Origin of the sequence: Kutzneria chonburiensis, from assembly GCF_028622115.1 — a bacterium.
GTDB lineage: Bacteria > Actinomycetota > Actinomycetes > Mycobacteriales > Pseudonocardiaceae > Kutzneria > Kutzneria chonburiensis.
In genome coordinates this window covers 1,232,126-1,246,318 of the sequence record NZ_CP097263.1, presented here as the reverse complement: position 1 = coordinate 1,246,318, position 14,193 = coordinate 1,232,126, and the positions used below count along the sequence as shown (strand labels likewise).

General features: G+C 69.5%; 12 protein-coding genes and 1 pseudogene. 6 read left to right on the top strand and 7 right to left on the bottom strand.

Annotated features, from left to right (window positions below; all coding sequences use genetic code 11):
• Positions 1-1,155 (top strand): IS30 family transposase, encoded by a 1,155-nt coding sequence (locus M3Q35_RS05935; RefSeq protein ID WP_420704705.1) that lies wholly within the window; start codon positions 1-3, stop codon positions 1,153-1,155.
• Between the two features lie 65 nt (positions 1,156-1,220).
• Here M3Q35_RS05935 and M3Q35_RS05930 read toward each other — a convergent pair whose 3' ends face one another.
• A complete protein-coding gene (locus M3Q35_RS05930; RefSeq protein WP_273940623.1) occupies positions 1,221-2,123 on the bottom strand; it encodes a LysR family transcriptional regulator in 903 nt (300 codons plus the stop codon).
• Positions 2,124-2,206: 83 nt separating this feature from the next.
• Here M3Q35_RS05930 and M3Q35_RS05925 point away from each other — a divergent pair, with 83 nt between their 5' ends.
• Positions 2,207-2,503, top strand: coding sequence for a muconolactone Delta-isomerase family protein (locus M3Q35_RS05925; protein ID WP_273940622.1), 297 nt, complete (start codon positions 2,207-2,209; stop codon positions 2,501-2,503).
• Positions 2,497-3,624, top strand: a complete 1,128-nt coding sequence (locus tag M3Q35_RS05920; RefSeq protein WP_273940621.1) for a YbfB/YjiJ family MFS transporter — start codon at positions 2,497-2,499, stop codon at positions 3,622-3,624. Before M3Q35_RS05925 ends, M3Q35_RS05920 begins: the two co-directional genes overlap by 7 nt.
• Here the strand turns inward: M3Q35_RS05920 and M3Q35_RS05915 are convergent.
• The 3 genes and pseudogenes from M3Q35_RS05915 to M3Q35_RS05905 form a co-directional block, all read right to left on the bottom strand.
• Positions 3,604-4,987: pseudogene (locus M3Q35_RS05915) on the bottom strand (FAD-binding dehydrogenase); the annotation flags it as partial. The gene M3Q35_RS05920 and the pseudogene M3Q35_RS05915 sit on opposite strands and share 21 nt — an antisense overlap.
• A 230-nt stretch (positions 4,988-5,217) precedes the next feature.
• The gene (gene ppdK / locus M3Q35_RS05910; RefSeq protein ID WP_273940620.1) at positions 5,218-7,902 is read right to left on the bottom strand and encodes a pyruvate, phosphate dikinase; all 2,685 of its coding nucleotides are present in this window, start codon (positions 7,900-7,902) and stop codon (positions 5,218-5,220) included.
• 203 nt (positions 7,903-8,105) lie between these two features.
• Positions 8,106-9,362 carry an MFS transporter gene (locus M3Q35_RS05905; protein WP_273940619.1) on the bottom strand — a complete coding sequence of 419 codons (1,257 nt, stop codon included), beginning with the start codon at positions 9,360-9,362 and terminating at the stop codon, positions 8,106-8,108.
• A 143-nt stretch (positions 9,363-9,505) separates the two neighbouring features.
• Here M3Q35_RS05905 and M3Q35_RS05900 point away from each other — a divergent pair, with 143 nt between their 5' ends.
• Positions 9,506-10,084, top strand: coding sequence for a TetR/AcrR family transcriptional regulator (locus M3Q35_RS05900; RefSeq protein WP_273940618.1), 579 nt, complete (start codon positions 9,506-9,508; stop codon positions 10,082-10,084).
• A gap of 58 nt (positions 10,085-10,142) precedes the next feature.
• Here the strand turns inward: M3Q35_RS05900 and M3Q35_RS05895 are convergent, their stop codons facing one another.
• Together M3Q35_RS05895 and M3Q35_RS05890 are read right to left on the bottom strand one after the other, a co-directional pair.
• Positions 10,143-10,853: a glycoside hydrolase family 75 protein gene (locus tag M3Q35_RS05895; RefSeq protein ID WP_273940616.1), complete on the bottom strand. Its 711-nt coding sequence runs from the start codon at positions 10,851-10,853 to the stop codon at positions 10,143-10,145.
• A 285-nt stretch (positions 10,854-11,138) separates the two neighbouring features.
• Positions 11,139-12,305: an FAD-dependent monooxygenase gene (locus tag M3Q35_RS05890; protein WP_273940615.1), complete on the bottom strand. Its 1,167-nt coding sequence runs from the start codon at positions 12,303-12,305 to the stop codon at positions 11,139-11,141.
• 121 nt (positions 12,306-12,426) lie between these two features.
• Between M3Q35_RS05890 and M3Q35_RS05885 the strand changes: the two genes are divergently transcribed.
• Positions 12,427-13,107 carry a TetR/AcrR family transcriptional regulator gene (locus tag M3Q35_RS05885; protein ID WP_273940614.1) on the top strand — a complete coding sequence of 227 codons (681 nt, stop codon included), beginning with the start codon at positions 12,427-12,429 and terminating at the stop codon, positions 13,105-13,107.
• A 42-nt stretch (positions 13,108-13,149) separates the two neighbouring features.
• On the opposite strand, the gene M3Q35_RS05880 is transcribed toward M3Q35_RS05885, so the two are convergent.
• On the bottom strand, positions 13,150-13,674 hold the full coding sequence (locus M3Q35_RS05880; protein ID WP_273940613.1) for a lytic polysaccharide monooxygenase auxiliary activity family 9 protein: 525 nt from the start codon (positions 13,672-13,674) through the stop codon (positions 13,150-13,152).
• A 229-nt stretch (positions 13,675-13,903) separates the two neighbouring features.
• Between M3Q35_RS05880 and M3Q35_RS05875 the strand changes: the two genes are divergently transcribed.
• On the top strand, positions 13,904-14,182 hold the full coding sequence (locus tag M3Q35_RS05875; protein WP_273940612.1) for a DUF3040 domain-containing protein: 279 nt from the start codon (positions 13,904-13,906) through the stop codon (positions 14,180-14,182).
• Positions 14,183-14,193 lie beyond the last annotated feature (11 nt).

The following is a 14,193-nucleotide window of genomic DNA, read 5'->3' as shown; positions in this document are numbered from 1 at the left end:
GTGAAGCAGGGCGTGGGCACGACCGAAGCATGTCGGATCGTGGGGATCAACCGCCGCACCGGCCACCGGTGGCGGCACGGACGAGCACCCAGCCCGGGGCGGACGACCAGCCAGTCGTCCGCCCCGCCCGCGTGTCTGCCGGCCGCGCGGCCGGCGATCTCGTCCCGGTTCCTGTCCGTCGAGGAACGGATCGCGATCGCCGACCTGCACCGGGCCGGGACCGGCGTACGGGCCATCGCGACCGCACTGGGACGCACCCCGTCCACGATCAGCCGGGAACTGGCCCGCAACCGCCACCCCGCCAGCGGCGACTACCGGCCCCACGCCGCCCAGGCCCGGGCCGAGGCCCGCCGACCACGCCCGAAAACCGGCAAGATCGCCGCCCGCCCCGAACTGCGCGATCTGGTGCAGGGCATGCTCGACGATCGGCACAGCCCCGAGCAGATCGCCTGTCGGCTACGCCGTGACCACCCCGACCGGCCGGAGCTGCACGTGACCCACGAGACCATCTACCAGGCCCTCTACGTCCAAACACGCGGCGCGCTGCGCCGCGAGCTGACCGGCGCCCTGCGCACCGGACGCACCGCCCGCACACCCCGACGCCGGCCCGACCAACGCCGCCCCCGGTTCACCGAACCGATGGTCATGATCAGCGACCGCCCGGCCGAGGTGGAAGACCGCGCCTACCCCGGGAACTGGGAAGGCGACCTGATCATGGGCCTGGGCAACGCCTCCGCGATCGGCACCCTGGTCGAACGCAGCACCCGCTACGTGATGCTGGTCCACCTACCCGGCCGCCACGACGCCGAGACCGTCCGCGACGGCCTGATCACCACCATCACCGCCCTACCCGCCCACCTCACACGGTCGCTGACCTGGGACCAGGGCGTGGAGATGGCCCGCCACCACGAGTTCAGCGCGGCCACCGGCATCCAGGTCTACTTCTGCGACCCGCACTCTCCCTGGCAACGCGGCTCCAACGAGAACACCAACGGCCTGCTACGCCAGTACTTCCCCAAAGGCACCGACCTGTCCGTCCACACCCCCGCCGACCTGGCCGCGGTCGCCGCCCAACTCAACGGCCGACCACGCAAAACGCTCGGCTGGGACACCCCAGCCGAGCGTCTGACTATGCTCCTGGCCAACACCAGTTGATCACCAGTGTTGCAACGACCCCTGGAATCCGCCCGTTGAACGTCAGTAAGGGGCCCTTCCTGACATCACGGGCGGTACGGGTCGTCGGCGGGTAGCCAACCGTCCAATTCGGATGCCGGGCCGCGCATGACGGCCTCGACCGTGTCGAACACCGACCGCCGCACCTCAGCCCGCCGCCACACCAGCGACCACGTCCACAGTGGACTCGGGTCGACGATCGGCCGGCGCACGAGGTCCGGCGGCAGCAGGACTTCCTGTCCCTTGGGCGAGTTCAGCACCGGCCGCCGCAGCCGTCGGACATGGTCCACGAACGCCTCACCGGTGATGCCGCCGTCGGAGATCCGCACGACCGTAGCCCCGGTGTGCTCGGCGAACTCCTCGGCGTAGGCATTCCACGACGACCAGGACGTCTCGTCGTCGTCGACCGGCACGAGCACGTCCGCCGCCCGCACCGGCCGTTCGTCCTCGCCGACCGACACGGCGTGCAGGCGGTCGAAGCCGAGCAGCCGCGAAGCCAGGTCCATGCGGTCCAGGTCCTGCTTGCGGATCCAGCAGATCGCCAGGTCCAGGCTGCCTTCGGCGACGCGTGACGCCTGGGCGTGCGAAGGCACCACCCAGGTGTCGATGATCAGCTCCGCGGCCGGGGCCGCCCGGCTGCGGAGATCGGCCGGTCGCCAGTTCACGTAGCCGAGCCGCACCTGCTCGGTGCCGGCCAGCCGCCCGGCCCGCCGCTGGAGGTCGTCGGCCTGTTCCAGCAGCGCTTTGGTGTGCGGCAGCAGGTTCGCGCCGGCCTGGGTCAACGCGACGCCGCGCCGGTTGCGCTCGAACAGCACCACGCCGAGATCCCGCTCCAGCGCCTTGATCTGCTGCGACAGCGACGGTCCGGCGATCAGCAGCCGCTCCGCCGCCCGCCCGAAGTGCAGCTCCTCGGCGACCGCGACGAAGTACTTCAGCTGGCGTAGCTCCACAGCCTGATCCTAGGAGGCTGTGCCTATCACAGGCGAGTCGACCGGTCGTGGCATCCGCACAGGTCAGCGCCCACCATGAAGGCATGAAGGACTTCCTCGTGACCATCACCACCACCATTCCGGACGGCACCGACCCGGCCGAGGTCGACCGCCGCCGCGCGGCGGAGAAGGTCCGTGCCAGGGAGCTGGCCGCCACCGGGCGCCTGTACCGGATCTGGCGGCCGGCCGGCGAGAAGCGCAGCATCGGCATCTGGCGCGGCGAGGACGAGGCCGACCTGCGCGGCAACGTGCTCGGGACGCTGCCGCTGTGGCCGTGGATGTCGGCCGAGATCGTCGAGCTCGAATCGCACCCGAACGACCCCGTGCTGAACCAGTGGTGACCATTGCCCGCTACGGGCCACCTTGGGTGCACGTCGGCCGGTCCGCCGCGGCGTTGGCGGCCAGCATGGGCATCGGCCGGTTCGTCTACACACCGATCCTGCCGTTGATGACCGCGCAGGCCGGGCTGTCGGCGCAGGGCGGGGCCGCACTGGCGACCTCCAACTACGTCGGTTACCTCATCGGGGCCTTGGCCGGCGCGTTGCCCGTGTTCCGCCGGCCGTCCGTGGCCCGCGCGTCGTTGGTCGTCATCGTGCTCACGCTGGCCACGATGCCGTTGACGCACAGCGTTTTCCTCTGGCTGGCACTACGTTTGATCGCCGGCTTCGCCAGCGCCGTCACGTTCGTCGCCGCCGTCGGCTCCGCGCTGCACCACCTCCGTGAGCATCCCGCCCACCTGCCCGGTTGGGCGATGGGCGGCATCGGCGGCGGGATCGCGTTGTCCGGCCTGTTGGTGCTCGTTCTCCGTACGATCGGCGATTGGCAGACCGCCTGGTGGTGTTCCGCGCTGCTGGCCGCCGTCTTCGCCGCGTGGGCGTGGACCATGCATCCGGAGCCGTCAAGTGAGTCCACTGTAGACGTCAAGCGAGGCAGTTCCCGTTCATTCGCAGCACTTTTCGCCAGCTACAGCCTCGAAGGTGTCGGCTACATCATCGCCGGCACGTTCCTCGTCGCCGCCATCGACCAGACCTCGCCGGGATGGTTGGGGAGCGGAGCGTGGGTGCTGGTCGGCCTGGCGGCGACTCCGTCGGCGGCGCTGTGGGCATGGCTGGGCCGGCGGTGGGTGAAGCCGTGGCTGCTGGTGGTGGCGCTGCTGGTGCAGGCGATCGGGGTTGCGTTGCCGGCGCTGCTGGACGACACGGCCGGGGCGCTGATCGCGGCGGTGCTGTTCGGCGGCACGTTCATCGGCATCGCGACCCTGGCCCTGGCCACGGGCGCGGAGCTCCGTTTCCCACGCTCCGTGGCGCTGCTCACCGCCGGCTACTCCGTCGGCCAGATCCTCGGCCCGCTGGCCGCAGCCCCGTTGCTGCACAACGGATATCGGCCCGCGCTGCTCCTCGCCGCCGTGATCCTCGTCGTGGCGGCGCTCGCCGCTGGAGTGCTAGCCAAGGGCCGCGGCTAGGGAACGTCCGGCGGTGCGGCCGGTGAAGATGCAGCCGCCGAGGAACGTGCCCTCCAACGCCCGGTAGCCGTGCACTCCCCCGCCGCCGAAGCCGGAAACCTCGCCGGCCGCATACATTCCCGGCAGAGGCGTGCCGTCGGCCCGTAGGACCTGACCGGTCAGGTCGGTCTGCAAACCGCCCAAGGTCTTGCGGGTCAGGATGCTCAACCGCACGGCGATCAACGGCCCGCCGGACGGGTCGAGAAGACGGCCGGGCGAGGCGGTGCGGACGAAACGGTCGCCCAGGTAACGCCGAGCGCCGCGGATGGCGGTCATCTGGGCGTCCTTGGTGAACGCGTTCGTCACCTCACGGTCCCGAGCCTCGATCTGCCGGCGCAGCACCTCCACATCGAGCAAACTGTTGCCGGCCAAGCGGTTCATGCCGGCGACCAACTCCGGCAGGCTGCGTGCGACGACGAAGTCCGCACCCTTGTCCATGAACGCCTGCACCGGCTCCGGCGGACCCTTGTGGAAGACGCGTCCGAGCGTGGCCAGGATGTTCTTGCCGGTCAGGTCGGGGTTCTGCTCGGAGCCGGACAGCGCGAACTCCTTGGCGATGATCTTCTCGTTCAGCACGAACCACGAGTAGTCGTGGCCGGTCTGCCCGATGGCCCGCAGCGTGCCGACGGTGTCGAAACCGGGCAGAGCCGGTGCGGCGAAACGGTTTCCGCGAGCATCGAACCACAGCGAAGAGGGCCCGGGCAGGATACGGATGCCGTGGTTGGGCCAGATCGGCTCCCAGTCCCGCACGCCCTCGGTGTAGTGCCACATCCGGTCATGGTTGACGATCCGGCCGCCGGCCTTCTCGCTGATCGCCAGCATACGACCGTCCACATGGGCCGGTACGCCGGTCAACATCCGTCGCGGCACAGGGCCGAGCCGATCCACCGGCCAGTTGGCGCGCACCAGGTCGTGGTTGGCCCCGATACCGCCGGACGCCACCAGCACGGCCTGGGCGTGCAGCTCGAAATCCCCGACCACGACCCGAGAACTGGCCGTGCCCCGGGGGCGGAACTCGGTTCCAGCACGGCACCCCGCACGCCGTCGACCACGCCGTTGGACACGGTGACCTCGTCAACCCGGTGCCGGAAGCGGAATTCCACCAAGCCGCGCTCGGCGGCGGCACGCACGCGCCGCACGAACGGATCGATCACCGCGGGCCCGGTGCCCCACGTGACGTGGAAACGCGGCACGGAATTCCCGTGCCCGTCGGCAAGTTGGCCCACTGCCGAGCCCAGAAGTCCTCACCGAGCTTGTCGCCCACGCCACGGTCGAAGGCCGCGCTGCCCAACCAGTCCTGCCGCGCCAGCTCCACAGATTCCTTTGGGCGTGCCGGCTGGCACCACCGGTGATTGGCCTTCCGGTCATGTCGGCCGGTGCTTGGCTTCGCGAGGCCCCGCCGGTGCTTCGCACGGTTGCTGGATTTCGGCCGCCGCCAACCGACGCAACCGACCACTCAAGCCGACGCGGCGGTCGAAATCCAGCAAGGGCGAGGCACCGGCTACCCGGGGGCCGAGCCGCGACGCCGAAGGCGGCGCCAACAAACACAGCAGTTCAGCGCGCGCGTCCGGCCAACGTCGCCCGGCCGGCCTCCAACCGTGCTACCGGCACCCGGAACGGCGAGCAGGACACGTAGTCCAGGCCGACCTCGTTGAAGAAGTGCACGCTGTCCGGATCTCCACCGTGCTCGCCGCACACGCCCAGCTTGAGGCCCGACCGCTGGGCCCGGCCCTTCTCCGCGGCGATCCGGACCAGCTCGCCGACGCCGTCCCGGTCGATCGACTCGAACGGGCTGATGCCGAAGATGCCGCGCTCCAGGTAGGCCGAGAAGAACGCGGCCTCCACGTCGTCACGGGAGAAGCCCCAGGTGGTCTGGGTGAGGTCGTTGGTGCCGAAGGAGAAGAACTCGGCCGCCTCGGCGATCTGGTCGGCGGTCAGCGCGGCCCTCGGCAGCTCGATCATGGTGCCGATGAGGAACTCCAGGTGCGTCGACTCGGCCTCCCGCACCTCGCGGGCCACCTGGATGATGTCCTGCTTGACCGTCTCGAACTCCTGCACGTTGGCCACCAGCGGCACCATGATCTCCACCCGCGGCACGGCCCCGGCCCTGATCCGCAGCGCGGCCGCCTCCAGGATGGCCCGGGCCTGCATCTGGAACAGGCCGGGGATGACCACGCCGAGCCGCACGCCGCGCAGGCCCAGCATCGGGTTCTGCTCATGCAGCTTGTGCACGGCCTGCAACAGCCGCAGGTCGTTCTCCCGTGCCTCGCCACGGGACTCGGCCACGGCGACCCGCACCGACAGCTCGGTGATGTCGGGCAGGAACTCGTGCAGCGGCGGGTCGAGCAGCCGGATGGTCACCGGCAGCCCGTCCATCGCCTCCAGCAGCTCGACGAAGTCCTGACGCTGCAACGGAAGCAGCTCACCCAGCTGCCGCTCGCGCTCTTCGTCGGTGTCGGCCAGGATCAGCTGCTCGACCAGCGACCGCCGCTCGCCGAGGAACATGTGCTCGGTACGGCACAGGCCGATGCCCTGCGCGCCGAAGCGACGGGCCCGCAAGGCGTCCTCGGGCGTGTCGGCGTTGGTGCGCACGGCCATCCGCCGCACGCCGTCGGCGTGGCCGATCACCCGGTGCACGGCCTTGACCAGGTCGCCGGCCTCCTCCGGGTCCAGCTCGCCCTCGAAGTACCGCACCACCGGGGAGTCCACGACCGGCACCTCGCCCAGGAACACTTCGCCGGTCGCGCCGTCGATGGAGATCACGTCGCCCTCGTGCACGGTGACGCCGTGCGGCGCGCGGAACACGCGCTCCTTGGTGTTGACGTCCAGTTCCTCGGCGCCGCAGACACAGGTCTTGCCCATGCCGCGGGCCACGACGGCCGCGTGCGAGGTCTTGCCGCCGCGGCTGGTCAGGATGCCGGAGGCGGCGATCATGCCGTTCAGGTCGTCCGGGTTGGTCTCGCGCCGCACCAGGATGACCTTCTCGCCGGAGCGCGACCACTTGACCGCGGTGTACGAGTCGAACACGACCTTGCCGACCGCCGCGCCGGGCGAGGCGTTCATGCCCTGCGCAATCTTGCGCCGTCCCGAGGCCTTCTCGTCGAAACGCGGGAACATCAGCTGGGCCAGCTGCGCGCCGGTGACCCGGTTGAGCGCCTCGTTCATGTCGATCAGGCCCTGGTCGACCAGCTGGGTGGCGATGCGGAAGGCCGCCGCCGCGGTGCGCTTGCCGACACGGGTCTGGAGCATCCAGAGCTTGCCGCGCTCGACGGTGAACTCGATGTCGCACAGGTCCCGGTAGTGCTCCTCCAGGGTCTGCATGATCCGCAGCAGCTCGTCGTAGACCCGCTTGTCGATCTGCTCGAGGTCACGCAGCGGCACCGTGTTGCGGATGCCGGCCACCACGTCCTCGCCCTGCGCGTTCTGGAGGTAGTCGCCGTAGATGCCCTGCGCCCCGCTGGCCGGGTCGCGGGTGAAGGCCACGCCGGTGCCGGAGTCCATGCCCAGGTTGCCGAAGACCATCGCCACGATGTTGACCGCGGTGCCCAGGTCGGACGGGATGCGCTCCTGGCGGCGGTAGATGACCGCGCGCGGCGTGTTCCACGAGTCGAACACCGCCCGCACGGCCAGGTCCATCTGCTCGCGGGGCGGCTGCGGGAACGGCCGGCCGGCGTGCTCGAGCACGACCTTCTTGAACACCTCGACCAGCTGCTTGAGGTCCTCGGCGTCCAGGTCGAGGTCGTTCGTCACGCCCTTGACCCGCTTGGCCTCGTCGATGGCGTCCTCGAAGTGCTCGCCGTCGATACCGAGCACGGTCTTGCCGAACATCTGGATGAGCCGCCGGTACGAGTCGAACGCGAACCGCTCGTCACCGGACTGGCTGACCAGTCCGTGCACGGACTCGTCGTTCAGCCCCACGTTCAGTACCGTTTCCATCATGCCCGGCATCGAGAACTTGGCCCCGCTGCGCACCGATACGAGCAGTGGATCGGCCGCGTCGCCAAGGGTCTTGCCCATCGATTTCTCTAGCGCGGCCAGCTGCTCGGACACCTCGTCGGACAGCCCGGCCGGGAAGTCGCGGTCGGCCAGGTAGGCCAGGCAGGCCTCGGTGGTGATGGTGAAGCCCGGCGGCACCGGAAGGCCGAGCCGCGTCATCTCGCCCAGGTTCGCCCCCTTGCCGCCCAGCAGGTCCTTCATGTCCTTGTTGGCTTCGGCGAAGGCGTACACGAACTTGGGCATTTCGGGGCTCCTCGACGTGGGCGACAGACCGTCCAGTGTTGGGCCGGACAACGCACCCCGCAATCGGTCGTGGCCCCGCTAACACCCGTTCGCGAACCGCATCGGTTCAGTTCTCGATACAGTTCGCCGAACGGGTGTAGCGAAGGTCATTCCGGGATATCCCCCACTTCCGGAAATACACCTTGCGAATTCCGGAAATCGCACTAGCGCCGGCGCAGCGCGTGCCAGCCGGCCACGCCGGTGCCGAGCGTCAGCGCGGTCGCCGACATCCCCAGCGACCAGTGCACGCCGACCGCCGAGCCCAGCAGCCCCACCGTGAAGCCGCTCCCGGCGCGCAGGCCGTTGGCGGCGACGCCGTACACGCCGATCACGCGGCCGCGGTCGGCCGGATTGGCCCGCAGCTGCACGACCGTCTGGCCGATGGACATCGAGGCCAGATTGGCCACACCGCCGATCAACAGGGCGACCACGGCCAGCGCCCAACTGGTCGTGACGGCGAAGAACAGGCTGGTCAAGCCGTAGATACCGGTGCTGATCACGGCGGCCCTGACGCTCGGTTTGATGCGTCCGGTGGCTTCGAGCAGGATGCCGCCGATCACGCCGCCGGCACCGTTGGCGAACAGGAGCACGCCGTAGGCCGTGCCGGCCGCACCCGCGCCCAGGTCCTGGGCATAAATCGGCATCGACGTCTGCAAGGACGCGCCGACGAAGAACGCGCCGAGGCCGCCCAGGATGATCATGCTGACGATGGTCGGGTCGGAACGCACCTCCTTGAACACCCGGACCGAGTCCATCAGGCCCATCCGGGTGCGCGGCACGCCGCCGTCCCGGCTGTGGCCGGTCACCTTGGTACGGAACAGGAACAGCGTCAGCGGCAGGTAGAACAGCACGTTCACGAAGATGCCGGCCTCCGGGCCGAGGCCCAGCAGCAGCGCCGAGCCGACCACCGGCCCGAACAGGATGCCCAGGCTGCGGAACGTGGCGTTGAGCCGGACCGCGCTGGGCAGCTCCTTGTCGCCGACGAAGTCGTGCAGCATCAGCTGCTCCCCCGGGCCCCAGATGGCGCCGGCGCAACCGTGCAGCACGAGCAGCAGGCACGCCTCCCACACCTCGAGCGTGCCGGTGAGGAACAGGACGCCCCAGGCCACGGAAACCGCCATGAACAGCACCTGCGCCGCCTGGATCACCCGGCGGCAGTCGTGCCGGTCGGCCAGGCCGCCGAAGTAGACCGAGCCGAGCAGGAACGGCACCCAGTGGCTGATCACCTCGAAGCCGGTCAGCGCGGGCGAGTGGAACTTCTCCCAGAGCACCCAGTAGGTGATGACGTGCTCGATGTTGTCGGCCATCATGGCCAGCGCCGCGCCGATCAGGTAGGTGCGGCAGTCGGCGTTGCGCAGCGCCGCGAACTTGCGGGCCGGCGGCGCCGGGACATGCGTTGGCACGCCGCAGGTGGCGCACATGTGGACACTCCCCTCTCGCGTCGCCTCAGACGTCGAGAATCATCACATCATCGGACAGGTCGGCCCGGATCGGGCGGTGTCGAGGCTCGGCTAGCGTAGACGCAACGTTGCGTCTTGTCTATCCCTCGCTAGGCTGTGCCCCCGTGGGCTCCGATCATCACGGCAACCGCTACGGCCGCAGCGAGCAGGCGCGGACCGCCGTCCTGCACGCCGCCGACGACCTGCTCGTCGAGCACGGCTTCGCCGGGCTGACCATCGAGAAGATCGCCGCCAAGGCCGGCGTGGCCAAGCAGACCATCTACCGCTGGTGGCCGTCCAAAGTGGACATCCTGCTGGACGCCTACGGCCCCGACCAGGCCCGGGACCTCACACCCGCCGACCTCGGCTCGCTGGACGCCGACCTGCGGGCCCATCTGGCCACCGTCGCGTCCTTCCTCACCACGTCCGACGCCGGCGCCGTCTACCGCGCCCTGGTCGGCCAGGCCCAGCACGATCCGGTCCTGGCCGACCGCCTGCGCTCCACCCACCTCGCCGATCAGCGCGTGCGCGACCGCCTCCCGTTCGAGCGCGCCATCGCCCGTGGCGAACTTCCGTCCGATGTGGACATCGACGCCGCCGCGCAGCGGTTGATCGCCGTCATCCACTACCGCGTGCTCGTCACCGGCGAGCCCGTCGACCGCTCATTCACCGACGCACTCGTCGATGATTTCCTGGCACAGTAAGGAGGTGGCGGCCCCTTCGGGGACCGCCACCGCGATTTCTCTTGCTACTGCTGGTTTGTCAGCTGCCGTTCACGAACTGCTGGGCGAACTTTCGGCCCTGGGTCACGGCGCTGCCGTGGTTCTCGATGGGCGAGACCTTGGAGTTCTTGAACACGATATAGGTGACCTTGTCCGAGGTGCCGCCGTTGGACGGGTCGGGGTCGATGCCGAGCGCCTTGGCGGTGGCGTAGGAGGCCTCGCCGATGGAGTCGTCCGGACCCTCGTCGCCGAACACGGCGTATTCGACGTGTCCCTTGTAGATCACGGCAAGCACGTCACCGCCCTTGATGCCGGCGGTCTCGTAGTTCCACCGGGAGCTGGGCAGCGGGATGACAACGTAGGGCACCTGGGCGGCGTTGAACGGCTTGCCGTCGGACTGGTGGAACGACGTGTCGTTGTAGAAGCAGCAGTCGGTCTGCTCGTTGCACTGGCTGGTGCGCTGGCCGTCGCAGTCGATGGCCATGCCGGAGGTCCAGAAGTACGCGCTTGCGGTACCGCAGATCGGGGTCTGGCCGCCGTTCTTGTCCGAGTAGGTCCCGTGCGAGACCTGGTTGCAGTGCGCGGTCTTGGCCAGCAGCTGGGCCGCGGTGGGATTGCCGTCGTCCGACTTCGGCGTGGCCGCCGGTACGGTGACGGTGTTCGGCCGCGGCGCGGTGGACGCGTACGACGCGGCCGCCAGCGACGTGCCGAGCAGGACCGCGAACAGGGCGACCAGCAGTCTTCTGATCATGGACTTCCTCCACAGGGATGGGCAGGGGGTACCGCGGCGGAGTCAACGCGAGCGAGCGGTGGAGGTGATCAGCAGACCGGTCTGGACGGCGCGCCACAGGCGGGTCCGACAACGGGAGCGGCCATCAGGATTCCCTCCGCGAAGATGCTTCGCTCGAGTAGAAACCCCTGTGGCGGCAGTGATTTCCGGTTCGACGGCCGAGGCCGCCTCACATCGGCAGTTAGGAAAGTTACCTTCCTATTGTCGGCAGAGTAGCCGTCCCGCGCGGCGACCGTCAAGGACGGCTCAGGCCACCGCGTAGTCCGGCAGCTCCACGTCACTGGCCAGCCTGGTGGTGCCGGCGACCATCATCTTCTGCACGGTCTTGGTGCTGAACATGGCGTTGCGCAGCCACAACAGCGCGGCGTTGGACGGCGCCAGGAACTGACCCGGGCTCGCACCCTTCTGCCACCGGCCGGCGTAGCCGCGCATCCGCCGCTCGTACGCCGCCAGCGCCGCCTGGTGATCGCCGCGCGCCTGGGCCAACTCGCCGGCCAGCACGTACGCACCGACGATGCCGGTACCGACGCCCATGCCACCGAGCGTGACGCCCCACGCCGCGTCACCGAGCAGCGCGACTCGGCCCTGCGTCCACCGCAGCGCGTGGACCCGGCTGATCGAGTCGAAGTACATCTCGTCCACGTCGCGCAGCGTGTCCAGCAGATACGGGACGTGCCAACGCATTCCGGCGAACGCCTCGCCGATCATCCGCTTCTGCCGGTCCAGGTCGCGCCAGTCCACGTCCGCCCGCGGGCCGGCGAACACGAACAGCGCCCCGGCCCTGCTCGGGTCACGGAAGTCCGCGTTCACGGCGGCCATCCGCCCCGGGATGTTGTACGAGGTCTGCGTGGTGCCGTAGCCGCGGCCGTTGGCCAGGTCCCAGCCCGCGATGTAGTAGCCCAGGTGCTTGACGTGGTCCCGTTCCGGTCCGAAGGCCAGCCGCCGCACGCCCGAGTGCAGGCCGTCCGCGCCGATCACCAGGTCGACCGTCCGCGACTCGGCCCGGGCGAAGTCCGCCCGCACCCCGTCGGCCGTCTCGGTCAGAGCGGTGATCGTGTCGCCGAAGAGGTAGTCCGCGTGGGTCAGGCTGCGCTCGTACAGGATTCTCGACAGGTCGCTGCGCCGGACCTCGATCTCGCCGCCGGCGAACTCCTCCGGCAGCCGGAAGATGCGCCGGCCGTGCTCGTCGACGGCCTCCATCGCGCCGCCGTGCGTCTGGACCGCTTTCAGCTCGTCCAGCACGCCGAGGGCCCGCAGCACCTTCATGTGCGTCTCGCCTCGGAAGTCCACGGCGAAGCCGCTGGTCCGCAGCTTGGCCGCCGCCTCGACCACGGTGACCTCGATCCCGTGCCGCCCCAACGCCGTCGCCACCGCCGGCCCGGCAACGCCCGCCCCCGACACCAACACCCGCATGATCGCCTCCGTTAATTGTGTCCCTGCGACACAGTGTACGGTAGACACAGTTTTGCGCCATGGCAAGAGGCGGTCACGGAGGACGGACTGAGAAGCTGACACCGCACAGACGGGAGTGGCGATGGACGCGTTCGAGGTGCTGTGGGGCGAGCGGAGCGCGCCCCGACGGGGGCCGAGGCCGACGCTGACGGTGAGCGACCTGGCCCGCGCGGGCATCGAGCTGGCCGACCGGGAAGGCCTGGCCGCGGTCACCATGCAGCGCGTCGCCGAGGCGCTGGGCGTGACCAAGATGGCCACGTACCGCTATGTGCCGGGCAAGGACGAGCTCGTCGCCCTGATGGTGGACACGGCGATGGGGGAACCGCCGGAGCTCAAGGAGATCGAGGGCGGCTGGCGGCCGCGGCTGAGGACGTGGACGCTCGCCATGTACGAGCGGATGAGCGCGCACCCGTGGGCTTTGAGCGCGACCGTCGGCCGACGCGTGACCGGCCCGAACGAGCTGGCCTGGGTCGAGGAAGCGCTGGCGGCGCTGGCCGGGCAGCCGATGAACGGCGGCCAGATGATGGACGTGATCGTGGTGCTGACCGGTCAGATCCGCTCACTGGTCGAGCAGACGGCGAGCACCTCGGAAGAGGAGATCGCCCAGGGCTGGGCCAAGGTGCTGGCCACGCACGCGGACCGGTTCCCGCACGTGGCCGAGGCGCTGGCGTCGGCCGAGCAGCACGGAACCCGCGACCAGGGCCTGGAATTCGGCCTGGAACGCATTCTGGACGGTGTCGAGCTCTATCTCGGCCGGCAGTGACGGCCCGTCCGTCCATTTCGGACGGACGGGCCGCCGGTAAAGCTAGCTCTTGCCGACGTTCAGGTCGATACAGCTGTAGAACGCGTTGGCCGTGTCACCGATGTTCCAGACGGCGAGCACGGTGATCCGGCCGGTGCGGCCGCCCATGCTGACCTTGTGGGACACCGTCGCCGGCGGCTGCTGGTTGTTGCCGTTGATCTCGGCGATCTTGGTGTTGCCGATGAAGTACTGGTAGCTGGCGGTGCGATGCCGCGCGGTGAACGTCCAGTTGAAGGTCACCGTCTGGCCGACACCGGCCGCCTGCCACGGTTTCTTGTTGTCGTTGAGCTCCGCGAACCGGGCAACGCCGCCGTTGCAGCTGCGCAAACCCTTGGGGCCCTCCACACTCTGCGGCTCGTACTTGATGTCGCCGCAGCTCACCGTGCCGGCGGCGCACTGCGCCTGCCTACTGGCCGGTGCGTTGACGTATCCGTGGGCGCTGGCGATTGCCGCCGGGCCGATCACGACGATCAGGGGCGCCGCGATCGCGCCCACGAGGGCAGCGACCAGCCTTTTGTTCAGATTCATGCCGACTCCTTGCAGGGTTGCCCCGGAACTGGCGTCGCGAGCGCCAAGGGGGGCGGGGAGCGGGACGAAAGAGACGAAAATGTGGTTCAGACCATAGCGATGGCTGCCGATCACCGTCAAGACACGTTCGTTCACAGGTACGACGGAGCAGACTCGAAAACATGTTCGACAGAGCAGCCTCGGGCTGGAATAATAGAGAGCGTCAGTCGGTCAACCGGCAGGGGGAGCCATGACGCTGCGTGACGACGAGCTGCGATCGCTCGCGGAGATCGAACGACTGTTGACGGAGACCGACCCCAAGCTGTCCCGGCTGGCCGAGCTGCGGCCGCTGACGCCCGGCTCGACGGCGGCGCTGATCAGCGGCAGCCTGGCCATGCACGCCAGCGGCATCGTGATCGCGGTGTCCGGCGCGGGCATCGGCTCGCCGGCCACGGTCGCGATCGGCTCGGTCTTAGCCGTCGGCTTCCCCGCGCTCGCCGTGTGGCACCTGTGGTGGCGCCGCCGCTGATCCGTCCACAG